Origin of the sequence: Halostella sp. PRR32 (genome assembly GCF_034808085.1) — an archaeon.
Taxonomy (GTDB): Archaea; Halobacteriota; Halobacteria; order Halobacteriales; family Natronoarchaeaceae; genus Halostella; species Halostella pelagica.
Genome location: NZ_JAXHGL010000002.1, coordinates 449,496 through 471,671, shown reverse-complemented (window position 1 = coordinate 471,671; position 22,176 = coordinate 449,496). Strand labels below are relative to the sequence as shown.

At 65.2% G+C, this 22,176-nt stretch carries 26 protein-coding genes and 1 pseudogene; 17 read left to right on the top strand and 10 right to left on the bottom strand.

The features are described 5' to 3' along the window. Nucleotides 1-229: 229 nt before the first annotated feature. Complete coding sequence (locus SM753_RS07615; protein WP_323191138.1) at nucleotides 230-1,789, top strand: hypothetical protein; 1,560 nt, start codon at nucleotides 230-232, stop codon at nucleotides 1,787-1,789. Nucleotides 1,790-1,805: 16 nt separating this feature from the next. On the opposite strand, the gene SM753_RS07610 is transcribed toward SM753_RS07615, so the two are convergent. The 5 genes from SM753_RS07610 to SM753_RS07590 form a co-directional block, all read right to left on the bottom strand. Continuing rightward, a complete protein-coding gene (locus SM753_RS07610) occupies nucleotides 1,806-3,053 on the bottom strand; it encodes a cysteine desulfurase (protein WP_323191137.1) in 1,248 nt (415 codons plus the stop codon). Between the two features lie 39 nt (nucleotides 3,054-3,092). Beyond that, on the bottom strand, nucleotides 3,093-3,839 hold the full coding sequence (locus tag SM753_RS07605; protein WP_323191136.1) for a sensor domain-containing protein: 747 nt from the start codon (nucleotides 3,837-3,839) through the stop codon (nucleotides 3,093-3,095). Next, entirely contained in the window at nucleotides 3,836-4,177 is a 342-nt protein-coding gene (locus SM753_RS07600) for a hypothetical protein (RefSeq protein ID WP_135534986.1), read from the bottom strand. The genes SM753_RS07605 and SM753_RS07600 overlap by 4 nt, the downstream gene beginning before the upstream one ends. A 70-nt stretch (nucleotides 4,178-4,247) precedes the next feature. Continuing rightward, nucleotides 4,248-4,580 carry a hypothetical protein gene (locus tag SM753_RS07595; protein ID WP_323191135.1) on the bottom strand — a complete coding sequence of 111 codons (333 nt, stop codon included), beginning with the start codon at nucleotides 4,578-4,580 and terminating at the stop codon, nucleotides 4,248-4,250. Nucleotides 4,581-4,582: 2 nt separating this feature from the next. Further along, entirely contained in the window at nucleotides 4,583-4,924 is a 342-nt protein-coding gene (locus tag SM753_RS07590; protein WP_323191134.1) for a helix-turn-helix domain-containing protein, read from the bottom strand. Between the two features lie 275 nt (nucleotides 4,925-5,199). Between SM753_RS07590 and SM753_RS07585 the strand changes: the two genes are divergently transcribed. Continuing rightward, a complete protein-coding gene (locus SM753_RS07585) occupies nucleotides 5,200-5,418 on the top strand; it encodes a hypothetical protein (protein WP_138798368.1) in 219 nt (72 codons plus the stop codon). Between the two features lie 67 nt (nucleotides 5,419-5,485). Here the strand turns inward: SM753_RS07585 and SM753_RS07580 are convergent, their stop codons facing one another. Then, complete coding sequence (locus tag SM753_RS07580) at nucleotides 5,486-5,779, bottom strand: DUF424 domain-containing protein (protein WP_135534982.1); 294 nt, start codon at nucleotides 5,777-5,779, stop codon at nucleotides 5,486-5,488. Next, a complete protein-coding gene (locus SM753_RS07575) occupies nucleotides 5,776-6,513 on the bottom strand; it encodes a tetratricopeptide repeat protein (RefSeq protein WP_135534981.1) in 738 nt (245 codons plus the stop codon). Before SM753_RS07575 ends, SM753_RS07580 begins: the two co-directional genes overlap by 4 nt. 290 nt (nucleotides 6,514-6,803) lie before the next feature. On the opposite strand from SM753_RS07575, the gene thpR reads away from it, so the two are divergent. The 12 genes from thpR (at nucleotide 6,804) to SM753_RS07515 (ending at nucleotide 17,555) form a co-directional block, all read left to right on the top strand. Then, entirely contained in the window at nucleotides 6,804-7,373 is a 570-nt protein-coding gene (gene thpR / locus SM753_RS07570) for an RNA 2',3'-cyclic phosphodiesterase (RefSeq protein ID WP_323191133.1), read from the top strand. A gap of 380 nt (nucleotides 7,374-7,753) precedes the next feature. Beyond that, nucleotides 7,754-7,906, top strand: coding sequence for a 50S ribosomal protein L39e (locus SM753_RS07565; protein ID WP_135534979.1), 153 nt, complete (start codon nucleotides 7,754-7,756; stop codon nucleotides 7,904-7,906). Next, nucleotides 7,906-8,184, top strand: a complete 279-nt coding sequence (locus SM753_RS07560) for a 50S ribosomal protein L31e (protein ID WP_135534978.1) — start codon at nucleotides 7,906-7,908, stop codon at nucleotides 8,182-8,184. Before SM753_RS07565 ends, SM753_RS07560 begins: the two co-directional genes overlap by 1 nt. Nucleotides 8,185-8,186: 2 nt before the next feature. Then, nucleotides 8,187-8,852 carry a translation initiation factor IF-6 gene (locus SM753_RS07555; RefSeq protein WP_138798366.1) on the top strand — a complete coding sequence of 222 codons (666 nt, stop codon included), beginning with the start codon at nucleotides 8,187-8,189 and terminating at the stop codon, nucleotides 8,850-8,852. Nucleotides 8,853-9,115: 263 nt separating this feature from the next. Further along, nucleotides 9,116-9,289, top strand: a complete 174-nt coding sequence (gene rpl18a, locus SM753_RS07550; protein WP_323191132.1) for a 50S ribosomal protein L18Ae — start codon at nucleotides 9,116-9,118, stop codon at nucleotides 9,287-9,289. 2 nt (nucleotides 9,290-9,291) lie between these two features. Beyond that, entirely contained in the window at nucleotides 9,292-9,747 is a 456-nt protein-coding gene (pfdA, locus tag SM753_RS07545; RefSeq protein ID WP_135535256.1) for a prefoldin subunit alpha, read from the top strand. A 9-nt stretch (nucleotides 9,748-9,756) separates the two neighbouring features. After that, nucleotides 9,757-11,004 (top strand): signal recognition particle-docking protein FtsY, encoded by a 1,248-nt coding sequence (gene ftsY / locus SM753_RS07540; protein ID WP_323191131.1) that lies wholly within the window; start codon nucleotides 9,757-9,759, stop codon nucleotides 11,002-11,004. A 454-nt stretch (nucleotides 11,005-11,458) separates the two neighbouring features. Then, complete coding sequence (locus SM753_RS07535; RefSeq protein ID WP_323191130.1) at nucleotides 11,459-13,150, top strand: ferredoxin--nitrite reductase; 1,692 nt, start codon at nucleotides 11,459-11,461, stop codon at nucleotides 13,148-13,150. Next, on the top strand, nucleotides 13,143-14,822 hold the full coding sequence (locus SM753_RS07530; RefSeq protein ID WP_323191129.1) for a Coenzyme F420 hydrogenase/dehydrogenase, beta subunit C-terminal domain: 1,680 nt from the start codon (nucleotides 13,143-13,145) through the stop codon (nucleotides 14,820-14,822). The genes SM753_RS07535 and SM753_RS07530 overlap by 8 nt, the downstream gene beginning before the upstream one ends. Before the next feature lie 102 nt (nucleotides 14,823-14,924). Continuing rightward, nucleotides 14,925-15,485, top strand: coding sequence for a response regulator (locus SM753_RS07525; protein WP_323191128.1), 561 nt, complete (start codon nucleotides 14,925-14,927; stop codon nucleotides 15,483-15,485). Between the two features lie 222 nt (nucleotides 15,486-15,707). Continuing rightward, complete coding sequence (locus tag SM753_RS07520) at nucleotides 15,708-17,102, top strand: signal recognition particle protein Srp54 (RefSeq protein ID WP_135534972.1); 1,395 nt, start codon at nucleotides 15,708-15,710, stop codon at nucleotides 17,100-17,102. A 180-nt stretch (nucleotides 17,103-17,282) separates the two neighbouring features. Beyond that, nucleotides 17,283-17,555, top strand: a complete 273-nt coding sequence (locus SM753_RS07515; RefSeq protein ID WP_323191127.1) for a hypothetical protein — start codon at nucleotides 17,283-17,285, stop codon at nucleotides 17,553-17,555. Between the two features lie 75 nt (nucleotides 17,556-17,630). On the opposite strand, the pseudogene surE reads toward SM753_RS07515, so the two are convergent. Beyond that, nucleotides 17,631-18,395: pseudogene (gene surE, locus SM753_RS07510) on the bottom strand (5'/3'-nucleotidase SurE); the annotation flags it as partial. 110 nt (nucleotides 18,396-18,505) lie between these two features. Here surE and SM753_RS07505 point away from each other — a divergent pair. The 3 genes from SM753_RS07505 (at nucleotide 18,506) to SM753_RS07495 (ending at nucleotide 20,804) form a co-directional block, all read left to right on the top strand. Beyond that, nucleotides 18,506-19,084: a magnesium transporter gene (locus tag SM753_RS07505; RefSeq protein WP_135534969.1), complete on the top strand. Its 579-nt coding sequence runs from the start codon at nucleotides 18,506-18,508 to the stop codon at nucleotides 19,082-19,084. After that, nucleotides 19,085-19,654, top strand: a complete 570-nt coding sequence (locus tag SM753_RS07500) for a magnesium transporter (protein WP_323191126.1) — start codon at nucleotides 19,085-19,087, stop codon at nucleotides 19,652-19,654. Nucleotides 19,655-19,835: 181 nt separating this feature from the next. Continuing rightward, entirely contained in the window at nucleotides 19,836-20,804 is a 969-nt protein-coding gene (locus tag SM753_RS07495; RefSeq protein WP_323191125.1) for a nucleoside recognition protein, read from the top strand. Here the strand turns inward: SM753_RS07495 and SM753_RS07490 are convergent. Continuing rightward, a complete protein-coding gene (locus tag SM753_RS07490) occupies nucleotides 20,779-21,447 on the bottom strand; it encodes a P-loop NTPase (protein ID WP_323191124.1) in 669 nt (222 codons plus the stop codon). The genes SM753_RS07495 and SM753_RS07490 overlap by 26 nt on opposite strands. Next, complete coding sequence (locus tag SM753_RS07485) at nucleotides 21,444-22,163, bottom strand: hypothetical protein (protein WP_323191123.1); 720 nt, start codon at nucleotides 22,161-22,163, stop codon at nucleotides 21,444-21,446. Before SM753_RS07485 ends, SM753_RS07490 begins: the two co-directional genes overlap by 4 nt. Nucleotides 22,164-22,176 lie beyond the last annotated feature (13 nt).

The window sequence follows — 22,176 nt, the reverse complement described above, 5'->3', positions numbered from 1 at the left end:
CCGCGGGACTAGCTCCCACGTGTGCGGGCAGGACGCAGCGGTTTCGGCCGTGTCGGGGTCGAGAGCGTTCTTCGCCGGTGTGCGGCGGATCGGTCACTCGGATGCGGCGCTGTCGCGCATCGCCGACAGCACGGGTGTCGGTGCGACACTGGTTGCGCCTGCAGTGTGACTTCCGTGCAAGCGAGACCGGTCAAAGATTTTTTATACTCACTATTTATGATAGTAACGCATGGTTCAACAGCCCTCCGCCCCCAATAGAATCGCCCGGCGATCCGTCCTGTCCGGTCTGGCCGCCGTATCGGTCGTCGGCGCGACGTCTCTATCTACGGCCACCACCACCCAGTCCGCCGCTCCGACGGTCGAACCGGCCGGCGAACTCCCGCTGAACGGTCTCGCGGAGGTTGTCGTCGACGACGACGGCACGACCGTCTACTGTTCGCTGAACGACGGGTTCGGCGTCGTGGACGCGAGCGACCCGTCGGATCCGACGGTGTTGTACGAGGAACGCGGCCTCGAACACGACGGCGACGGCCCGATGGACCACATCAGAGACGTGAAAGTCGCCGGCGACCGCCTCGCTGTCGTCGGGCCGAACACCCCCACGCGCGGCGACACGTTCTCCGGATTCTTCCTCTACGACGTCTCGGACCCGGCAAACCCGGAACGCGTCACGTTTCAGCCGACCGAACACGGCATCCACAACTGTTCGTTCGACGGCGACCGGCTGTATCTCACCGGCTCCGGGCTACCGGACTCCCCCGTCGTGATCTACGACGTGGCGGACGACGACCCGGAGGAAGTCGGACGATGGGCCGTTGCGGACGAGGGCGGGTGGTCGGACGTGTCCCGCAACTACGCCAACTGCCACGACCTCTACGGGGACGGCGATACGCTGTACGTCGCCTACTGGGACACCGGAACGTGGGTCCTCGACGTCTCTGACCCGGCGAACCCGGAGCCGCGCTCGCAGATCGGCGGCCACGATTCAGAGTATCTGGCCTCGCTGGGCCGGGCCCCGTCAGCGGAGTTCTTCGAACTACCGGGTAACAGCCACTACGTACAACCGAACGACGACGCCAGTGCGTTGTTCGTGGGTAAGGAGGCGTGGAACCGCGACGAGACCGACATAGACGGCGGTCCCGGCGGTATCGAACTGTGGGACGGAGACGAGGATCCGGACCTCCAGAGCGTGCTCGCGCCGCCCGAGCCCGGTCCCGAACAGGAAGGCGGGTGGACATCTCACAACTTCGGCGTTCGGGGCGACCGCCTCTACACCTCGTGGTACGGCGGCGGCGTCCGCGTGTACGACGTGAGCGATCTCGCGGCCCCGGAGCTACTGGGCGAGTGGCGGGCACCCGCGCGGTCGGTGTTCTGGAGCGCCAAGCCGCTGTCCGACGGGTTCGTCGCCGGGAGCTATATCGACCCGCGAAACGCCGACGAAGCGGAGAGGAACGGCGACGGGGCGAAACTGTTCGTGTTCCCTGACCCGGACGGGTCGGACGCGACGGCCGCCCCGACGATGGAGCGGCGCGAGTTCCCCGACCCGCCGTCGGATGAGACGACGACTACCACGCAGCCTGACGGCTCCACGACGACCACGCCGTCGACTACCTCCCCCGACGAAACGACGGCGACGACGGAGGGCGGCGGAAACGACGGCACCGACGGAAGCGACGGAGATGGCGACGATGGAAGCGACGGCGGGGGTCAGCCCGGGTTCGGTCCGCTCGCGGCGCTGGTCGGCGGCGGTCTCGGTCTGTGGCGGCACGTCAGACGAACGGACGAATGAGGCGAGAGCGCTCAGATCAGGCGAACAGTTCGCGCGCGGCGTCGATCCCGTCGATGAGTCGGTCGATCTCCTCTCGGGTGTTGTAGACGTAGAACGAAGCCCGGGCCGAGGCGGCGACGCCGAGTTTGTCGTGCAGTGGCTGGGTGCAGTGGTCGCCGGCCCGGGTCGCCACGGCGAAGTCGTTGAGGATGCTCGCCAGGTCGTGGGCGTGGACGCTGTCTAAGTTGAACGCGACGAGACCGGCCCGCTCCTCGCCGACGGGCGGGCCGTAGATCTCGATGTCGTCGAACTCCGTGAGGCGGTCCTGGGCGTAGGCGGCCAGTTGCTCCTCGTGGCGCTGGATGTTATCCATCCCGAGGTCTTCGAGGTAGTCCACTGCCTCCGCGAGGGCGATGCCCTGCGCGATGACGGGCGTGCCCGCCTCGAACTTCCACGGGAGGTCGTGCCACGACGACTCCTCGTAGGTGACTTTCTCGATCATCATCCCGCCGTAGTTGAACGGCTCCATCTCTTCGAGGAGATGCTTCTTGCCGTAGAGACCGCCGATCCCCGTCGGCCCAAGCATCTTGTGCCCGGAGAAGGCGTAGAAGTCGGCGTCGATGGCCTCGACGTCGACCGGCTGGTTCGGCACCGCCTGCGCGCCGTCGACGAAGATGAGCGAGCCGTGGTCGTGAGCGATATCGGCAAGGTCACCGACCGGGTTCACGGTCCCGAGGGTGTTCGAGACGTGGAGCACGCTCACCATCTCGGTGTCGTCGGTGATGATCTCCTTCGCGTGGTCCATGTCGAGGCGGCCGTCCTCGTCGACCCGGATGTACTTCACGTCGGCACCGGTCTTCTTGCCGATCTGCTGCCAGGTGACGAGCGACGCGTGGTGTTCCATCTCGGTGAGGACGATCTCGTCTCCCGGGCCGAGTTCGTTCAGACCCCAGGCGTAGGCGACGAGGTTCTCGGATTCGGTGGTGTTTTTCGTAAACACCATCTCCTCGCGGCCGCCGCTCGCGCCCACGAACTCGGCGAGTTTGTCGTGAGCGTCCTCGTACGCGATAGACGCTTCCTGGCTCAGGTGATGCAGGCCGCGGTGGACGTTTGCGTTCGTGTGGCGATAGTAGTGAGCGATGGCGTCGACGACCGGGTCGGGCGTATGCGTCGTCGCGGCGTTGTCCAGATAGACGACCTGTTCCCCGTCGAACTCCCGCTGGAGGATCGGAAAGTCCTCTCGAATGGTTTCGACGTCGAGCGGCGCGGACTCTCGTGCTTTCATTAGTTACTCAATGGTTCTGGAGACAAAACACTCCTTCGGTTAGTTCGGCGAGTGCGCCCGCGTATCCCGCAAAAGTAGTTCGGTGTACTTGCCGTACAGCCACGCGATCCCGTTGAGTACGTGTAGCAGGACCACGGCGAGCAGGAGGCCGATGACGGAAAACGCAAGCGCCCCGACAAGCGTGTCGGCGTACGTCGAGATCAGTTCCCCGGAGAGCTGTAGCGGTACTTCGATCCCGACGTTCCAGACGTCGTGTTGGTAGTCGATCCCGACCGAGGACGTACCCGACAGGTGGACTCCAGTGGTCGGGTCGCGGTAATGGAACGGCGCGCTGACGAACGCGAACACGACCGCGCCGAAGACGACGCTGACGATGAAGCTGACGAGGCCCGTGACGAACTTGCTGAACAGGTAGACCAGTCCCTTCCAGGTCCCGACATCGAGGAGCATCGTCTTGAGCCAGTCGACGATCCCATCGGTCTCTTCCGGTTCCGCTGCGGGCACGTCCACGTCGAGCAGACTGTCGGCGAGCGACCGTTCGACCGCGGCGAGATGAGTCGTGACCGAGAGGACGAGCACCACCATCGGGATGCCGATCAGGATGACCGTGAGCGTGAGTGAGAGCGAGAAGCCGGCGACGAGAAAGACGAAGTACGTCAGCCCGAGCGGGAACGCCAACAGCAGGTACGCGAGATTGTAGTACGTCTGCCGGCGGGCGACGACGCCGAAGAACCACCGGAGACCGCCGCTCTGACGGCTGTCGACGGTGCGTCCGTGTCCGCTCATCCGGGACCACCTCGCAGGGAGAGCGCGACGGCCGCGAGTCCCGCGACGTTCGACGCCGTTATCGAGAGGATAACCTGTGCGTCCGTCGCCGCCGTCAGAAGGTCGACTACGTACGACAGCGCGAACGGAAGCGTCGTCAGACAGAGGATGCCGGCCGACAGAAACAGCATCCTATGGCTTCCGTGCCGGGCGTAGCCGCGGTAGGCGAGCGCCGCCACGAACACTCCCACCGTGGCGCTCGCGAACCCGGCGAGGAAGATGACCTCGGCGCTCCCGAGCGAGAGGTCCCCCACGTCCGGGACGCTGCCGCTCTGTGCGACTGCGGCGACGACGCTCACGGGGACCACCTCGCGGAACGCGTCCGTTCGGTTCGTCGGCCGGTTCGGTCGTCGTCGGTGTCTGTCGTTTTCATGGTTGCCTCCGTCGTCGCGGAATTCCGTAAATCGCGTACAGTATCGCGAATAATCCCGATAGCTCGCTCGATCTGGCGACAAGCGTCGTCATGACCGGTGCACCGCCGAAGCTCGGTAGCAGGAACTCGACCGTCGTCGCCCCGACGCTGAGGAGGGCGACGCCGACTGCCAGCCAGAGCAACGCGGCGTCGTCCGCCTGCTGATACCCCCTGTACGTCCTGACGGCGATCCAGGTCGCCAACGCGGCCGTCACCACCTGTCCGACGACGACCAAGGCTACGACGGACGGCGTGCCGCCGGTGAACGTCGAGAGGGGTTGGCCAGTCATGGTCACAGTCGCTCGTACAGTCGGGTGAACCGGTCGGCGGCGTCCTCTCCGCGCCGGTGCACGTCGATATCCATCGTTCCGTCCTCGATGTCGACTGCGACCCGTTCGAGACGTGCGGCGTAGGTCTTGTAGTGGTGCCCGTCCGGGTCCATCTCCTGTTGTTCTTCGAGCAGGTCGTGCTCGTCGAGGCGGTCGATCCGCCGATAGATCGTCGGTGCCGAGGCGTTGCACGCCTCGGTCAACGCGTCGGCGGACATCGGTTCCTCGCTCGTTGCGATGAGGATAGTCCGGGCACACTCGTCGTGGAGCAACGAGAGCACCTCGGTTTCCTCATCGTGTTGCATTTGCTCGCTTGTTTTGCAACGATAATATAAAACCCCCCACGGTTTCAGTCGATGAAACTGCTCTCAATCGGTTACAACGGACGTTCGAACATTCAAAGACGGACTGGTAGCGATAGAAACCAAGTCACTCCCGACGGAGTACGGCGTCGGTTTCTCGCCGCTGTCGACCTCACATGATACTACCGCAGTCCGATAGTGCGAGTTTGCGTCCCCCGGACCGCCCGGCCGGCCGTTCTCACCGCCGACATTAAATCGCCATAGCCCCTGGTACGGGTATGGTGACGAAACGTTCGCTCGGAGTGAGCCTGCTCCTGCTCGGCGTCGCCTTCGCCGGCGTGTTCCACGCGGTCGCTGCGCTCGCGTTCGATAGCGGCCTCCGGTACGTCGGCCTCGGAGTGGCCGCGGCGGCACTGCTCGGTATCGTTCTCGTAAACGTCTCCGTCACGGGGCCGCCGCGAGACGACGAGTCCGGGGACGACTACAGTGACAACTGAAACGGGTTAACACTGATCGGACAGCAGTCGTGCGATCAGGTGCGCACCGACTCTCGAAGACTTCCTGTCAGGCCATCTGGAGCAACTGCGCGTGCAGCGTCGTCTCGACTTCGAGGACGTTCGCCTCGTCGACGAACCCCTCGTCGACGGCGAGTTCGACGGCTTCACGCCCGACGATGTTCGCGACTGTCGCGCGAGCGAGACTGTCGACGACGGCCGCCTCGTCGACCTCGTCCCCGCCGTAGAACTCCTCGGAGACGGTGATCGAGATATCGCCCTCCTCGAACGTCTCGCCGAGGACACCGTCGTCGCAGACGGCGACCAGAAGCCCCTCGTCGGTCTGGCGCTCGTTGACTATCATTCCACTAGCTCCTGTTCTGCCTCCTTGCGCATCTCTTCGGCCTCCTCGACTATCTCCTCGGCGCGGTCGTACTCGCCGAGTTCTTCGAGCGCTCGCGCCTTCTCCTCTAAGATCGACGAGTTGCGCATCCCCAGACGGATCGCGTTGTCGATGCTGTTCAGCGCGTCCTCCGGGAGACCGCGCTCCAGGAGGAAGAACCCGCGGTTGTACCAGGCTCGCGCGAAGCGCTCGTCGATCTCGACGGCCTTTTCGGCGTGTTCCAGCGCCTGCTCGCTCTGGCCGGACTCCCAGAGCGCGTACGCGAGGTTGGTCTGGGCGGTCGCGGCGTGCTCGCTGGAGTCGTCGATTCGCAGGGCCTCGCGGTACGCGCCGATCGCCGCGTCGTACTCCTCCAGTTCGGCGTGGGCCGCGCCCTTGTTCGTCCGGGCTTCCTGTTCGACGAGGTCGTCGTCGGCGTACTGGGCCGCCCGTTCGAGGGCGTCGGTCGCCTGCTCGTAGCGGTTGATACGCATGTACTCCAGTCCGACATCGACGAGTTTGTCGGCGTTTATCTGGTCGTCCGGGATTGCCTCGTCGTCCAGCAGGTCGGACACGACCCGCGAGTCGACGGGGTCGACCTTGTCCGGGTCGACGTCGAGTTCCGGCGGGTCGAGGTCGAACCCGTCGTGGGTATCGGAGAACCCTTCGCCCTCCGAGAAGCGGTGGTCGCTGGGCTCGTCGTGTTCGTCAGTCATACTCTCTGCTACTGCTGGAAGGGGGTTAAGGCCTGCGAACGAGAAATGCCTCGCAGCAGACTGCCGTCTACTGTTGCGCCCTTTCACTGTCCGTCGGAGCGGCGTCGCCGCTTCGAGTCGTCATGCTCCGCTCGTAAAGAGGCCGCGGTAGTGGCGACACGCTCCGAACGCCTGCCGTTCCCCGTCCGCTCGGAGCGCTCACTTCGTTCGCGCATCTGAGCGCGGCCGGCCGGTGGTTTCGACGCTCGTCTCGGGAGTATCTTCAAGGATTCAGCCGTCGGAGTTTCGTTATGCGACTGTTCGTCAGCATCGACCTGCCCGACGAGTTGGCGGATTCGGTGCGGGAGGTCCAGGAGTTGTTCGAGGAGGCTGCGGGGTTGAACTTCACAGACCCCGAGCAGGCCCACGTGACGGTGAAGTTCCTCGGGGACGTAGACGAGGACCGCCTCGACGAGGTGACTGCGGCCGTCGAACGCGGGATCGGGCGCGGCGTCGACCACGCCGACATCAAGAACTCTTTCCCCGCGCGTTTCGCCGGTCTCGGCGTGTTTCCGAGCCTCGACTACATCAGCGTGGTGTGGCTCGGGGTCGAGGTCGGGAAAGCGGAGATGACGACGCTACACGAGTGCATCGAGGACGAGACGACCGACATAGGCTTCGACCCCGAGGAAAACGAGTTCACGCCCCACGCCACGCTCGCCCGGATGGAACACGCCGGCGGGAAAGAGCGGGTTCAGGAGGTCGTCGAGAACCGCCACCCCACCGTGGGCGAGATGGCCGTCGAAGAGGTCTGCCTGACGGAAAGCGACCTGACGCAGGACGGGCCGGAGTACTCGACGGTGGAGTCGTTCCCGCTGTAGCGTTACGTGTCCGGTCTGTTCCGCGTCGAGATGGATCTCGCAGTAGGATGTTCTCCCTGTCCGGGACACCGATTAACACCCGGATATCTCTTGTCCGGTATGTACGGAGTAGCGACGCTTGCACCGGTCTCCGTCGGCGGCCTCGGCGAGGTCACGTCGGGGACGTACTGGCGATACTCGGCTACCTGCTTCTCGTCGTCGCCGGGACAGCGGCCTGACGCTCCGCACGGGATCCGCGTTTCTCGCGTACCTCGCGGCCCTGTTCCCGGCGTTGTTCGTCGTCGGGGAACTCCTCTCCGACGCCGTCCCCATCGTGTCGTAGCGGGCGGCGGCTTCAAAGGAACAAGATTTTAAGCCACGGAAAGGTAGTTAGGACCACTATGGGTAAGAAATCGAAGGCGAAGAAAAAGCGTCTCGCAAAGCTCGAGAACCAGAACAGCCGGGTGCCCGCCTGGGTCATGATGAAAACGGACATGGAAGTCCAGCGCAACCCCAAGCGGCGCAACTGGCGGCGTAGCGACACTGACGAATAATGAGCGCGAGCGATTTCGAGGAACGGGTCGTCACCGTTCCGCTACGTGACGCGAAGGCAGAGGCCAAACACAAGCGGGCCGACAAGGCGATGACTATCGTGCGCGAGCACCTGGCACAGCACTTCTCCGTCGAGGAGGAGGACGTGCGCCTGGACCCCTCGATCAACGAGGCCGTCTGGTCCCGAGGCCGCAAGAAGCCCCCGAGCAAACTTCGAGTCCGCGCGGCCCGCTTCGACGAAGAGGGCCGAGGGGTCGTCGAAGCAGAGTACGCAGAGTAACGTTGCTCCGCGCCGCGTTCTCCGGGTCGTCGTACGTCGGTGTATTCGCACGCGCGACCGACCACTGTCTGCTTGCCCGCCCCGACGTCGAGGAGTCGCTGCTATCGGACATCGAGGATGAACTCGATGTCCCCGCAGTGGCGACGACGGTCGGTGGGTCGGGCACGGTCGGTGCGCTCGCGACCGGTAACTCGAACGGATTGCTAGTCAGCGGCCGCCTCCGCGATGTCGAACGCGACCGAATCGCGGACGCCGTCGATGTCCCCCTTCACGAACTCCCGGGACGGATCAACGCCGCCGGTAACGTCGTTCTCGCGAACGACGCCGGCGCGTACGTCCACCCGGACCTGCCGCGCGAAGCCGTGCAAGTCGTGGCAGATGCGCTCGACGTTCCGGTCGAACGCGGCGAACTCGCCGGCGTCCGCACGGTCGGCACCGCCGCCGTCGCGACGAACGACGGCGTGCTTTGCCATCCCAAAACGACCGACGAGGAACTGGACTTCCTCGAAGAGGTGCTCGATGTCAGAGCTGACATCGGCACTATCAACTACGGTGCGCCGCTGGTCGGGTCCGGACTGATCGCAAACAGCTACGGATACGTCGCCGGGCAGGACACCACCGGCCCGGAACTGGGCCGAATCGAGGACGCACTCCAGTTCATCGACTGAGTTCGCGCCGTCCCGGAACACGGGACGAGGACAGTCGCTCCGGCACCCGTCTCACGTTTCTCTGATAGGGACTGTTATCAGTCGTTTCAGTATTTCCTCGACCCTCTGTCGGCGGATACCGGTACACAGTTACAACGGTCCCTATGAGTCCCGCCCGGCGAGGGATATCTGCCCTCGGGCGGTCGCATCGCTCGCTCGAAACGAGCGCGACCGTGGAAGTTCATGTAGGAAGATTCTTCCGGCGCAAGGTCGGACAGTGAGACATGAGTGAGTTTACTGTACGCGGTGAGTTCGAGTCCCGGGACGGCTGGGCTTCGTTCGAGAAGACGCTCGACGCAGAGAACGAGGACGTCGCGGTCGAATACCTCTACTCCCGTCTCGGGAGCCACCACGGTCTGAAGCGCACGCAGATCGAAATCGAGGAGGTCGGCGAATAATGATGGGTGGTGGCCAGCAGGAGCTTCAACAGCTCTCGCAGGAGATTCAGGAGATCCAGGAGCAGGTCGAAGCGCTCGAAGAGGAGGTCGCGGACCTCCAGACGGAGAAAACCGAGATCGACGAGGCCATCGAGGCCATCCAGACGCTCGAGACCGGTTCGACCGTGCAGGTTCCCCTCGGCGGCGACGCCTACCTCCGCGCGGAAGTCCAGGACATCGACGAGGTCGTCGTCAGCCTCGGCGGCGGCTACGCCGCGGAGCAGGCCGAGGGCGACGCCGTCGAGACGCTGGAGAACAAAAAGGAGTACGTCGACGACCGTATCGACGAGGTCAACGCCGAAATCGCCGAGCTCGAAACCGAAAGCGAGGAGCTCGAACAGAAGGCACAGCAGATGCAGCAACAGCAGATGCAACAGCAGATGCAGCAGATGCAGGGCGAAGAAGAAACCGACGAGTAACGGGCGACGATGTTCGATAGCCTGAAAGACAAGCTCGGCAACTTCCGCAAGGACGCGGAGGAAGTCGCCGAGGAGAAGGCCGAGGCGGCCGAGGATGAGGAGGAGGCGGGAGACGAGACGGAAGCGGCGGACGCCGAGACGGAAGCCGACGACGCCGCTACCGCCGACCCCGAATCAGCGGCGGCCGCCGAAGAGGGTGAAGCCGCGGCCGCGGAGGCCGAATCCCCCGAAACGGCGACGGCCGCAGAGGCCGTGCCTCGCGAGAGCCCGGACGCTCCGGTCTCCGAAGACGCCGATCCGGACGCTGACGACGATGCGTCCGACGAGGACGACGCGGCGTCCGACGAGACCGACGATAGCGGCGGAACCGGGTTCGCCCGCAAGGCCAAATCCCTGGCAACGGGGAAGTTCGTCATCGAGGAGGAGGACCTCGAAGACCCGCTGTGGGAGCTGAAGATGGCGCTCCTGGAAAGCGACGTCGAGATGAGCGTCGCCGAGGAGATACTCGACAACATCAGAGACGAACTCGTCGGCGAGACCCGTCGGTTCACCGAGAGTACGGGCGCTGTCGTCGAGGACGCGCTCGGCGAAGCCCTGCTCGATGTCATCAACGTCGGGCAGTTCGACTTCGACGAGCGCGTGGCCGAGGCCGAGAAACCGCTCGTCATCATCTTCACCGGCGTCAACGGCGTCGGGAAGACGACCAGCATCGCGAAACTCTCGCAGTATCTCGAACGGCGGGGGTACTCCTCGGTGCTGGCGAACGGCGACACCTACCGCGCCGGCGCGAACGAGCAGATCCAGGAACACGCGGAGAACCTGAACAAGAAGATCATCGCCCACGAGCAGGGCGGCGACCCCGCCGCGGTCATCTACGACGCGGTGGAGTACGCCGAGGCGAACGACGTAGACGTGGTACTTGGCGACACCGCCGGTCGCCTACACACGAACGAGGGTCTGATGGACCAACTGGAGAAGATCGGTCGCGTCGTCGGTCCCGACATGACGCTGTTCGTCGACGAGGCCGTTGCGGGCCAGGACGCGGTCCAGCGCGCCAAGCAGTTCGACGACGCCGCCGAGGTAGACGGCTCCATCCTGACGAAGGCGGACGCCGACTCGCAGGGCGGCGCGGCTATCTCCATCTCTCACGTGACCGGGAAGCCGATCCTCTTTCTCGGCGTTGGGCAGGGGTACGACGACCTCGAACGGTTCGACCCCGAGGAGATGGTCGACCGTCTGCTCGGCGACGAGGAGTAGGGACCGCACTCGTTTTCCCTGGGGAGACGCTCGATACCCCCCACTCGACGGTTCGACGCTCGGTTCTGACGGACTGTTTCGAACAGGACCGGGCAGAGGCGGCACGAGGTAGCGGCAAGGTTTGCGACAACGCGTCGGCCGCTTACCGTCGTTGTCTCCGGACGCTCGTCCCGCTTTCCAGTTTTGCCGGAGATGCCCGCCAGAAAGAGGCAGTACTCTCCGCTACGGGGCAGACCCGTCACCATTGACCACTTTGCGCGAACACTTCGTGTCGGGTGAGCACTAGTGGCACGATAGATGACCACAGACAGCACAGATGTTCAACACCGATGGTGGTCGCCGTGAACGCCGTCAGCGCAAGCTCTGACGAACTCCTGCTCATCCCGGAGATTCGCATGAACACCGAAAGAGCGGAGCTCTTTCGAGCACACGGCTCCCACGCGAGGTGGTCGCCGTGAACACCGTCGAACAGTACAAGCAAAACAAGCATCCGCTGGACGTTATCGAGGATGTCAAGGAGTACGCAGAGGAGGACCTGTCGTTCGACGAGATAGAGGAGCGCGCCGGCGACGGCGAGTGGGAACGCCTGAAGTGGGCCGGTATGTACAGCCACGGTCGCCAGCGCGGCTACTTCATGATGCGGACGAAGGTGCCCGGCGGCTATCTGACGCCGGACCAGGCTGAAGTCATCGGCGCGGTGGCTGAGGAGTACGCTACTGCGCCCGAGGAACACGGCGGCGAGACCCAGAACGAACTCTGGGGCGACGCCTACCTCGACATCACGACGCGACAGGACATACAGAAACACTGGATAGAGGTCGCGGACGTGCCGGAGGTCTGGGCGAAGTACGACGAGGTGGGACTGACCACCATCCAGGGCTGCGGCGACTCCGCGCGGAACGTACTCGGCTGTCCCGCGGCCGGGCTAGACGGACACGAGTGTTTCGACGCCCAGCCCGTCATCGACGCCGTCTCGGACTTCTTCACAGAGAACCGCGAGTACGCCAACCTCCCGCGGAAGTTCAAGATGACCATCACTGGCTGTTCGCAGGACTGTAGCCAGTCACAGATCAACGACGTTGGGCTGACGCCGGCCCGCAAGGCGATCAACGGCACGGACCAGTACGGATTCCACGTCAAGGTCGGCGGCGGCCTCTCGGACGGCCCGCGGATGGCGACGACGATGGACGTGTTCGTCCCGCCGGAACACGCCGTCGAGTTCACGCGGGCGGTGGCCCAGACGTTCAAGGAACTCGGCGACCGGAACAACCGCGGCGTCTGCCGGATGCGCTACCTCGTCGAGCAGATGGGAACGGAGACGTTCGAGGAGGCGGTGCGTGACCGCTGTACGGTCGAACTTCCGTCGCAGGGCGTCGACCTCACCGAGGGCTACCTCGGCGACCACGTCGGCGTCCACGACCAGAAGCAAGACGGGCTGAAGTACGTCGGCTTCAACGTCGTCGCGGGACGTATGGGCGGCGACGAGTTCGCCGAGGCGGCCCGCGCCGCCAGGGAGTACGGCACGGACGACGCCTCGGTCCGTCTCGCGACCGACCAGAACTTCCTCATCACCCACGTCCCCGAGGAGAACGTCGACGACCTACTGGCGGAACCGTTCGCGGAGGCGTACCAGCCCAACCCCGGCCCGTTCGCCCGCGGCGCGGTCGGCTGTACGGGCAGCGAGTTCTGCAACTACGGCATCATCGAGACGAAAAACCGCGTCAAGCGGTGGGCGCGCGAACTCGACGACCGCATCGATACGCCGGACGACCTCGACGTGGTCCGGATGCATATGAGCGGCTGCTCGGCGTCGTGCGCGCAGCCCCAGATCGCGGACATCGGCTTCCGCGGCGAGACGGTGCAGTTGGATACGGACGGCGACGCGGACGAGATGGTCGAAGGGATGGACTTCGGCCTCGGCGGGAGCCTCGGTTCTGACAACGAGTTCCTCGACTGGGTCGAAAACGCCGTGCCCGCGGACGCGGTGATCCCGGCGCTGGAAAGCCTGTTCGATGCGTACGCTGAGGAGCAGACGGGCGACGAACGCTTCTACCAGTGGTGTCGTCGCGTCGACAACGACCACCTGCGACAGGTCATGCAGCGGGCGGACGCGCCCGTCGCGAAGGGGGTGGCCGCGGATGACTGACCGGGGCGGCTCGGACGAGAACCGGCCGCCGGACGAACGCCTTCCGGGCGTCCCGGACACGGGAGACGACGAGAGCGAGTCGGTCCCGCCGGCCGACGGCGTACGCATCCACCGGCCCGACGCCGAGCACCGCACGATCCCCGGCGATCAGGTCGGTCTGGGCGACGAGGCCGAGAGCAGGCCAGTCGGCGAGGCTGGCGCGGAAAGCGGCGAGTGTTCCGACGATGCGTGCGGATGCGAAAGCGGCGGCGACGAGGTAGCGGCAGACGGGGTCCGTATGAGCGAAGCGAACACGGGCTCGTCGGAGATTTACTCCGACGGCGGCGCAACCCCGGCAAACGTCGACAGCGAGGGCAACCTCACGGACATCGAGTTCACCCCGCCCGCAGAAGACCGGAGCCAGAACGTGGAGAACGGCCGACCCGACGAGCGCGTTCAGGTCCCCGAGGGCGTCGAACTGGACACGCCCGGCTACGAGATCCGCGACGAGATGAACGACATCGAGACGCCCGACGACAAGACGTGGTTCATGGAACTGGACGAGGCGGTCATCGACGACGGCCGTTGCATCCAGTGCGGCACGTGCGTCGCGGCCTGCCCCTCGGACTCCATCGGCATCGGCGACGACGACCTGCCGGAACTCGTGAAGATGTGTACCGGCTGTTCGCTCTGCTGGGACTTCTGTCCCCGCGGCGGCCTGCGCTACGAGCGCCAGTGGAAGATCACCGGCGGCGACGACAACGTGTCGGGTGCGGGCGACCCCATCACGGAGTTCTCCGCGAAGGTGGAAGACGACTGGCGAGAGGGTGCGCAGGACGGCGGCGTCGTCACCAGCGTCCTCTCGCACCTCCTTGAGGCGGGCGAGATAGACGGCGCGCTGATCGCCACCGAGAGCGACGACGAACCGTGGAAGGCGGAGTCGTTCCTCGCGACGAGCCACGAGGACCTGGTCGAGAACGCCGGGAGCTTCTACAACCAGACGCTGGCGCTCGGCAACCTCAGCCTCGACCAGTGGGAGCACAAGCTTCCGGACAAAGATCCCGAGGACCTCAGCCTCGCGATGGTCGGCACCCCCTGCGAGATCGAAGGCATCCGCGCCCTGCAAGACTTCGACTGGGACTATCAGTCGCAGGACGCGGGCGTCCGCGCCGTCGACTACACCGTCGCGCTGATGTGTACGAAGAACTTCAACTACCACCGCCTCATCGGTGAGCAGTTAGAGGAGAAACGCGACATCTCGCCCGACGAGATCGGCAAACTCGACGTCCTCGACGGCGAGATGCGCGTCTACGGCAACGACGGTGAACCCCTCCTCGTCGAGGATATCGAGGAGTTCCACGACGCCGCGCTGAAAGGCTGTGACGAGTGCGCCGACTTCACGGGCTACGCCGCCGACCTGACGGTCGGCTCCGTCGGGTCCGGAGACGAGTACTCCAGCGTCATCGTTCGGACGGAACAGGGGATGGACGCGTGGGAACTCGCGGAGCCCGACCTCGACTACCACGACCTGGAGGACCGCAGCGCCGTCGGCGGACTCCAGTCCTGGGACAAGAAGAAGGCGTTCGAATCGCTGGACCGTCCCTTCGATCCCGACGCACCGCGGTTCATCGACTATACCGACCACGCCGAGAACTACGGGACAGAGCTGAACCCCCACGAGGCCGGCCACTGAGGCACTGATATCCCGTTTCGGACCGGGTTCCAGCGGGTTTCCGTTAGACTTTTGATAAGTACGGTTCAATCTCAATGAGAACTACATGGGGTGCGCGACCGAATGACGGACGAGCCGACCGTCCTCGTCGTCGACGACGAGGACAAACTCGCGGATATGTACGTGCTGTGGCTTCGGCAAGAGTACGAGGTTCGGACCGCCTACGACGCGCAAGCGGCGGTGGACGAACTCGATGATTCGGTCGACGTGGTCCTACTCGACCGACGGATGCCAGGGGTCTCCGGCGACCGCCTGCTCGACGAGTTCGCGGATGATCCCCCGTTTAGCGTCATCATGATAACGGCCGTCGAACCCGACTTCGACATCATCGATATGGCGTTCGACGACTATCTCTGCAAGCCAGTCCAGCACGACGACCTGACGGCCGCAATCGACTACCAGATCGCCGTCCAGGGGCGCGATGACAGGCTCCGGAAGTATTCCGTCGCCCGTGCGAAACTGGCCGTGCTAGAAGCCGAGAAATCCAGACACGAACTGTCGAACAGTTCCACCTACGGGGAGCTTCAGTCGACGGCTCAGCGATTGGAGTCAGTGCTCGAAGACTCCGTCCCCGACTTCGACGAGGTCGACGAGGAGTTTCAGGCGATAGGTCGCACGACCTGATACTGTCGGCTGTAATCCCTTGAAGAATATCGGACCCTCGGGGACCGATTATCTTTACGAAGTTACAGCCGACAGTACGAGTTGCGTTTCCCCCTGTTTGCCGTCGTTCGTTTCTCCCCCTGTTGTTCGCTTTCCCGTTCTCGGTAGACGACGCGTCGCAACGGCGGAGCCGCGGACCGGACGGGCAAGGCTTTAACCCCGCCGCCGCCTACCAGCGTGCAAATGGTACTCGACGATCTCGGGAGTTCGCTGCGGGGTACGTTAGACAAACTCCGCGGGAAATCCCGCATCAGCGAGGAAGACGTCGAAGCGGTCGTCAAGGAGATCCAGCGCTCGCTTCTGCAGGCCGACGTCGACGTTTCCCTCGTGATGGACCTCTCGGACAGCATCAAGGAGCGCTCGCTGGACGAGGAACCGCCAGCAGGCACGACTGCCCGAGAGCACGTCCTCAGCATCGTCTACGAGGAGATGGTGGATCTCGTCGGCGAGAGCACGGAGCTCCCGCTGGAAGAACAGACCATCATGCTCGCCGGTCTCCAGGGGTCGGGGAAGACGACCACCGCCGCCAAGATGGCGTGGTGGTTCTCGAAGAAGGGGCTGAAACCCGCCGTCATCCAGACCGACACGTTCCGGCCCGGAGCGTACGACCAGGCGAAACAGATGACCGAACGCGCCGAGGTCGACTTCTACGGCAACCCCGACAACGACGACCCGGTCGACATCGCCCGCAACGGTATCGAAGCGACCGAAGAGGCCGACGTTCGTATCGTCGACACCGCCGGTCGCCACGCGCTCGAAGACGACCTCATCGACGAGATCGAGCAGATCGAAGACGTCGCCGCGCCCGACCGCTCCCTGCTCGTGTTAGACGCCGCCATCGGTCAGGGAGCGAAAGACCAGGCCCAGCAGTTCGAGGAATCGATCGGCATCGACGGCGTCGTCATCACCAAACTCGACGGGACGGCGAAAGGTGGCGGTGCGTTGACTGCGGTCAACGAAACCGGCTCCTCCATAGCCTTCCTCGGCACCGGCGAGGAGGTCAAAGACGTCGAGCGGTTCGAACCGAGCGGCTTCATCTCCCGCCTGCTGGGGATGGGCGACCTGAAACAGCTGACCGAACGCGTCGAGCGGGCGATGCAGGAGACCCAGGAGGAAGACGAGGAGTGGGACCCCGAGGACATGCTCCAGGGGCAGTTCACCCTCCGCGACATGAAAAAACAGATGGACGCGATGAACCGCATGGGCCCGCTCGATCAGGTCATGGACATGATCCCCGGCATGGGCGGCGGGATCAAAGACCAGCTACCGGACGATGCGATGGACGTCACCCAGGAGCGCATGCGTAGTTTCGAGGTCATCATGGACTCGATGTCCGAGGACGAACTGGAGAACCCCCGCAAGATCGGCCAGAGCCGGACGGAACGCATCGCCCGCGGGAGCGGCCAGCCTGAAGAGAAGGTGCGCGAACTGCTCCAGCAGCACAAGATGATGGAACGCACCATCAAGCAGTTCCAGGGCATGGGTCAGGGAGACATGGATATGCAACGCATGATGAAGAAGATGGAGAACCAGGGCGGCGGCGGTGGCGGCGGCATGGGCGGTATGGGACCGTTCTAAACGACCTTTTCGACGCTCGGAGTCTCGCGTGGCCGTCTCGAAGAGCCACTTCGGATATCGAGTCAGATCTCCCTTCGCAACCTCTCCGTGCTGACGGCAAACAGTGGAGTGCGGATGGTCTCAGTTCTTCTCAGCTCACGCTAGCTACTTATGCTGTTTGAGGGCGTGTACTCTGTAGATATGGTTGAAAACCAGTTTACAGACCCGGACACCACGCGCGAAGAGTGGGTCGACGTCCGAATGGAGGACCCCGAGGAAGGGGAGTGGGACGTCGACGCGGTCGTCGTCGGAGGGCATGTCGAGTACGTCGACCTCCGGATCAGACCGGAACTCCTCTCCGATTTCATCGGGTGTCTCATCAACGATATCGGGGACGAAGAGGCCAAGACGATCCTGTCGAACGCGGCCGAGGGGAAGTCGATCGACCTGCAGGACGAGTCCAGCACTACGTAGGGCAGTCTACCGTGCGTTCAGCGTCTCCACGATGACGTCTAGGTCCTCGTGGTGGGTCGCCTGCCGCGGGGCCGTCAGCGGCGAGACGCTCACTTCGCCGTCGATGACGGCGCGGCGGTCCGACCCCCGTTCGTAGCGCTCGCGGACGGTACCGATATCCGAGAACGGGTTCTCGTACCCGACCGTGTGCGGCCAGAACTTGTCCCGGAGCGCGACGTGGCGCTCGCCGTCGCCGACGGTCAGTTCGTCGGGAACGTCGGCGTCGTGGTCGACGAACACGTCGAAGTCGTCGTCCGGACGGGTCACTCGAATCCGGGGGTCCTCGGCGTCTATCGGCGCGTTCACGTTCAGCAGGTCGACGTCGTCGAACACGCCGGCGTCGAGCGACCGCTCGACCAGTTCGCGAGCGACCCTCGCCGGGGCGGAGAAGTCGTAGTCGGCGGGCGGATGCGGGAAGAACTCGACGTTGTGGTACGCAGACACCGCGACGGCCGGGGTGCCGAGAAACGCCGCCTCCAGCGCCGCGCCGACGGTCCCGGAGCGGCCGATGACGTACGCACCCATGTTCGGGCCGTGGTTACACCCCGAGACCACGAGGTCGAACTCCCGGTCCATGCCGCGCAGGCCGTAGGCGACGCAGTCGGCGGGCGTGCCCGCCAGTTCGTCTCCCATCTCGTGTTCGGTCAGCGTGGCGTGCGTCGAGCGCTTGCGGCCGACGCCGGACTGATTGTCGGCGGGGGCGACGACGGTCACGTCGCCGAGCGCCCGTAGTTCGTCGCGGAGCGCACGGAGACCGTCGCCGTCGATACCGTCGTCGTTCGTGAGGAGGATGTCGACCACAGTGTTCGTGGCTTAGACCGCGTTCGAGTAAGCGTTCCGGTAGTTCGCCGGTCCGACCGGCTCCGGGGGAGCCGCCGGCTTTTATCAGATCCGGGCGTGTGGGAATTGGCATGAGCGTTCGCGAGGTGGCGGTCGATGCCTATCGGGAGGCGTTGCCGGTCCTCGCGGCGAGTGCGGTCGGCGGGCTCTTCGCCGGCGTCGTCCTCGGTGGGATGCGCGCGGAACTGGAGGCAGTCGCCGGACTACTCGTACTGGTGCCGGCACTGCTCGCCACTCGCGGGAACGTCTACGGCGCTCTCGGCGCAAAGCTCTCCTCCGCGCTTCACCAGGGGTTGGTCGCACCCGTGTTCGACCTGGAAGACGAGCGGTTGCGAGCGGCGATCGCCGCCGCGATGGCGAACGGCGTCCTCGTTAGCGTGTTCGCGGCGGTGGTCGCGTACCCCGTCCTCCTCGTTCTCTCCCGCCCGTCCGCGTCCTTGCTCACCCTCGCGACCATCGCCTTCATTGCCGGACTGCTCTCGGGTATCGCACTGACCGTCGTCGTCGTCTTCGCGGTGTTCGTCGGCTACCGCCGCGGACTGAACCCCGACACCCTCGTCGGCCCTGTCGTGACGACGACCGGCGACGTGTTCGGGATGGCGACGCTGCTCGTCGCCGTACGGCTGGTTCTGGCACTGGGTGGGGGCTAAATGTCGGGAGCGCGAAGCAGCACGTGGACCGTCCGGGGGATCGCCCGGGCCATGTTGCCCTTGCTCGCCGTCCTGACGGTCGTCGAGGTGGGGAGCGGACTCGTTCTGGACACGTTCGAGGAGCAACTGCTCCGCTATCCGTCGCTTTTGGTCCTCGTTCCCGTCACCATCGGCACCGCCGGCAATCTGGGGAGTATTCTCGCCGCGCGACTCTCGACGGCGTTTCACCTCGGAACGCTCTCGTTCGCGCCCGACGACGACCGACTGCTCGGCAACGCCGTTGCCACGTTCGGACTTGCGGTCACCATTTTCCCTGTCGTCGGCGCGGCCGCGTGGCTGGTGACCTCGATCACCGTCAGTGCGGACCTCGGGTTCGTAACGGTCGTCCTCGTCGCGACGCTTTCCGGGGCCGTTCTCGCCGTGCTCGCCGTCGTCGTCACGTTCGTCGCGACCTACGCCGCCTATCGACTCCGTCTTGACCCGGACGACGTGGTGATCCCCGTGGTGACGAACACCTGTGACGTTCTCGGAGTGTTGGTCCTGTTCGCCGTCGTTCGGCTGGTGTTGTAGTCCACGTCACCGACGTGCTAGGCAGCGACTCACCGTACGGCTGAGTACTCTCCGAAGAGCGCGGAGGCCGCCGCGGACGGGATAGGCTCCGAGAGGAACAGGCGGCCGCAGCGGGCGCATGGAACGCCGTCGACGGCCCGCAACCGACGGAGATTTACCCGCTCCGCCGTCACCAGTTCCCGTGCAGTGGCTCGTCGACCTGCTGCTCGGAACGGTCGTTCCCAGGGTGGCGAAGATCACCCTGTTCATCGCGTTAGGGGTCGGCCTCGCCAATCTGGCGATCGAGTTCGGGGCGGTCCGGTACATCGCAGGGCTGGCCGCGCCGCTGACGGGCCCCGCTAACCTCCCGCGGGAAGTCGGAACCGCCATCCTCACGACCACCGCCTCGACCACAGCGGGGTACGGGATGCTCGCGGAGTTCCGCGAGTCCGGGACGCTAGACGACCGCGCGACGCTCGTCGCCATCACCATCAACACGTTCTTCGGTTTCGTCCAGCACATCTTCACGTTCTACGCTCCGGTCCTGATCCCCATTCTCGGTCTCGAAGTCGGTCTGCTGTACGTCGGAACCCGCGCCGCGATCGCACTCGCGATCACCGTCGTCGGTGTGATCGGCGGCGCGTTCCTCCTCTCGGAAGAGAACGTCGACGCCGTTGCCGTCCCCGACGACGTTGAGCCCCCCGACCCGGAGGAGAGCACCCTCCCGGAGAAACTCCGGAGCGCCGCCGACAGCACCCGGTCGAAGGTCGTCGACGTTCTCCCACGTCTCCTCGTCGTGTACGCGCTGGTCAGCGTTCTGACCGCACGCACCGACCTGAGGGAACTGACAGCCGTGGCGGAACCGCTTACGACGGTTCTGGGGCTCCCTGGTGCCGCCATCCCCGTCATCGCCACCTTCGCGTTCGACACGACGAGCGGCGCAGTTGCGATCGTACCGCTGCTGGAGAATACGTTCACGCCGCGGGAGGCGGTTGCGACGATGCTCGTCGGCGGTATCGTCTCCTTTACGGTCTCGACGTTCAAGCGCTCTATCCCGTTCCAGTACGGCATCTGGGGGTCGGAGTTCGGATCGAAGGTGATAGCGGTAAACACGGGGCTGAAAGTGGTCTTCATCGCGCTGGCGCTCACGGTGCTTCTATCCCCGCTGTAACCGTCGCCGCCAATTCCTCGAACCGCCTTGCGGCACTGCTGTCCGGTGCGACGTTCGACACCGGGACCCCCGAACGCTGCGCCCGTTCGACCACCGCCGCGTCCGGAATGGCCGTCACTGGTGCGCCGAGTACGCGCTCGACCCGGTCGGTCGGCGGCGACGGTCCAGTACGGTTCAGCGCCACGCGGGCAACGCCGGCGTCGAGTTCGCGCGCGAGTTCCCGCGTCCTGACCACGTCCGCCACGGCGAACGCGTCGGGGAGGGCAACGAGGACGCAGCGGTCCGCGGCGAACAGCGGCAATCCCGCATCGGCGGCCATCCCCGCCGGGCAGTCGATCACGACTGTTTCGTACGCACTCGCAACGGCCTCGACGGCGTCGACCAGTTCTGCCGGGTCGCTGGCCCGTGCGCCGGCGAGCGTCCGGCCACACGGCACTATGTCGACGGCGTCACCCTCGCACACCGCCTCTATCGGATCCGCCCGTCCGGCGAGAACGTCGTGCAGATCCGGACCGTGCGACTCGGGCAGGTCGGCCATGCCCAAGTCGGCGTCGATGACCGCGGCGTCCAGGTCCGCGGCGAGGTTCAGCGACACCGTCGACTTACCGACGCCGCCTTTCCCGCCTGCGACCGCGAAGATCACGAAAGCGCCCGAAGGGTCGTGACCGGAACCGACTCGGCGGCACGCTCTATCCGGCCACCGAGGGCTTCCGCCCGGCGTTCGACGGCCCGGAGGGCGGCGGCGTCGTCCTCTAGACGGTCGACTGCCGACTCGACGTCGCCGAGACTTCCCGCGCGGTCGACCGCGTCGGTCGCCTCGCCGAGCGTCGTCGCATCGGCGCAGTTCTCCGCCGTTTCGAGGCGTGACACGACCGACTGGAACCACTCCGCGACGGGCGGGGGAAGAGTGTCGTCGCCCGTGTCACGCCAAGCGGCCGCCGAGCCAGATCCGTCGTCGGCAGCGGACGGACCGGGATCCCCCGCCGGAACGGCGTCGACCGGCGGTGATGGGTCGCCCAAACGCCGGATCACGCCCCCAGCCGTCGCGTCCGCTGTCTGCCTTCTCTCACCGTCTTTCGGGATGGCTCGACGGTCGCTTGCGACCCTGACAGACGGTGACTCCGGGGGTGCGGGACTCGCGAACCCCACGGCGGTCCGGCCGTCGGCCGCGACAGTGGTGACGTACCCGTTCCCGTCCCATCCCTCGACCGGAACGCCGTGTCGCCGCGGCGGCCACGTCGGACCGTCGAGGGTGTGTTCTATCCGTACTCGCCGTCGCACGCCCGTGTCGTTTCGCACGACTGCTGCCACGAGCGTCACGCCGTCTTCCCGTCGGGTCCGGCATTCGACCTCGACCATGGCGACGTTGGTT

Bases quoted from the DNA above. Each gene is read 5' to 3' on its own strand.
- SM753_RS07610 (WP_323191137.1), bottom strand. From the start codon at position 3,053: ATGAAAGCACGAGAGTCCGCGCCGCTCGACGTCGAAACCATTCGAGAG.
- SM753_RS07485 (WP_323191123.1), bottom strand. From the start codon at position 22,163: ATGGTCGAGGTCGAATGCCGGACCCGACGGGAAGACGGCGTGACGCTC.
- SM753_RS07585 (WP_138798368.1), top strand. From the start codon at position 5,200: ATGGTGACGAAACGTTCGCTCGGAGTGAGCCTGCTCCTGCTCGGCGTC.
- SM753_RS07615 (WP_323191138.1), top strand. From the start codon at position 230: ATGGTTCAACAGCCCTCCGCCCCCAATAGAATCGCCCGGCGATCCGTC.
- SM753_RS07505 (WP_135534969.1), top strand. From the start codon at position 18,506: ATGAGCGTTCGCGAGGTGGCGGTCGATGCCTATCGGGAGGCGTTGCCG.
- SM753_RS07560 (WP_135534978.1), top strand. From the start codon at position 7,906: ATGAGCGCGAGCGATTTCGAGGAACGGGTCGTCACCGTTCCGCTACGT.
- SM753_RS07520 (WP_135534972.1), top strand. From the start codon at position 15,708: ATGGTACTCGACGATCTCGGGAGTTCGCTGCGGGGTACGTTAGACAAA.
- thpR (WP_323191133.1), top strand. From the start codon at position 6,804: ATGCGACTGTTCGTCAGCATCGACCTGCCCGACGAGTTGGCGGATTCG.
- SM753_RS07605 (WP_323191136.1), bottom strand. From the start codon at position 3,839: ATGAGCGGACACGGACGCACCGTCGACAGCCGTCAGAGCGGCGGTCTC.
- SM753_RS07515 (WP_323191127.1), top strand. From the start codon at position 17,283: ATGGTTGAAAACCAGTTTACAGACCCGGACACCACGCGCGAAGAGTGG.
- SM753_RS07530 (WP_323191129.1), top strand. From the start codon at position 13,143: ATGACTGACCGGGGCGGCTCGGACGAGAACCGGCCGCCGGACGAACGC.
- SM753_RS07590 (WP_323191134.1), bottom strand. From the start codon at position 4,924: ATGCAACACGATGAGGAAACCGAGGTGCTCTCGTTGCTCCACGACGAG.
- SM753_RS07580 (WP_135534982.1), bottom strand. From the start codon at position 5,779: ATGATAGTCAACGAGCGCCAGACCGACGAGGGGCTTCTGGTCGCCGTC.
- ftsY (WP_323191131.1), top strand. From the start codon at position 9,757: ATGTTCGATAGCCTGAAAGACAAGCTCGGCAACTTCCGCAAGGACGCG.
- SM753_RS07595 (WP_323191135.1), bottom strand. From the start codon at position 4,580: ATGACTGGCCAACCCCTCTCGACGTTCACCGGCGGCACGCCGTCCGTC.
- SM753_RS07500 (WP_323191126.1), top strand. From the start codon at position 19,085: ATGTCGGGAGCGCGAAGCAGCACGTGGACCGTCCGGGGGATCGCCCGG.
- SM753_RS07565 (WP_135534979.1), top strand. From the start codon at position 7,754: ATGGGTAAGAAATCGAAGGCGAAGAAAAAGCGTCTCGCAAAGCTCGAG.
- SM753_RS07575 (WP_135534981.1), bottom strand. From the start codon at position 6,513: ATGACTGACGAACACGACGAGCCCAGCGACCACCGCTTCTCGGAGGGC.
- rpl18a (WP_323191132.1), top strand. From the start codon at position 9,116: ATGAGTGAGTTTACTGTACGCGGTGAGTTCGAGTCCCGGGACGGCTGG.
- pfdA (WP_135535256.1), top strand. From the start codon at position 9,292: ATGGGTGGTGGCCAGCAGGAGCTTCAACAGCTCTCGCAGGAGATTCAG.
- SM753_RS07525 (WP_323191128.1), top strand. From the start codon at position 14,925: ATGACGGACGAGCCGACCGTCCTCGTCGTCGACGACGAGGACAAACTC.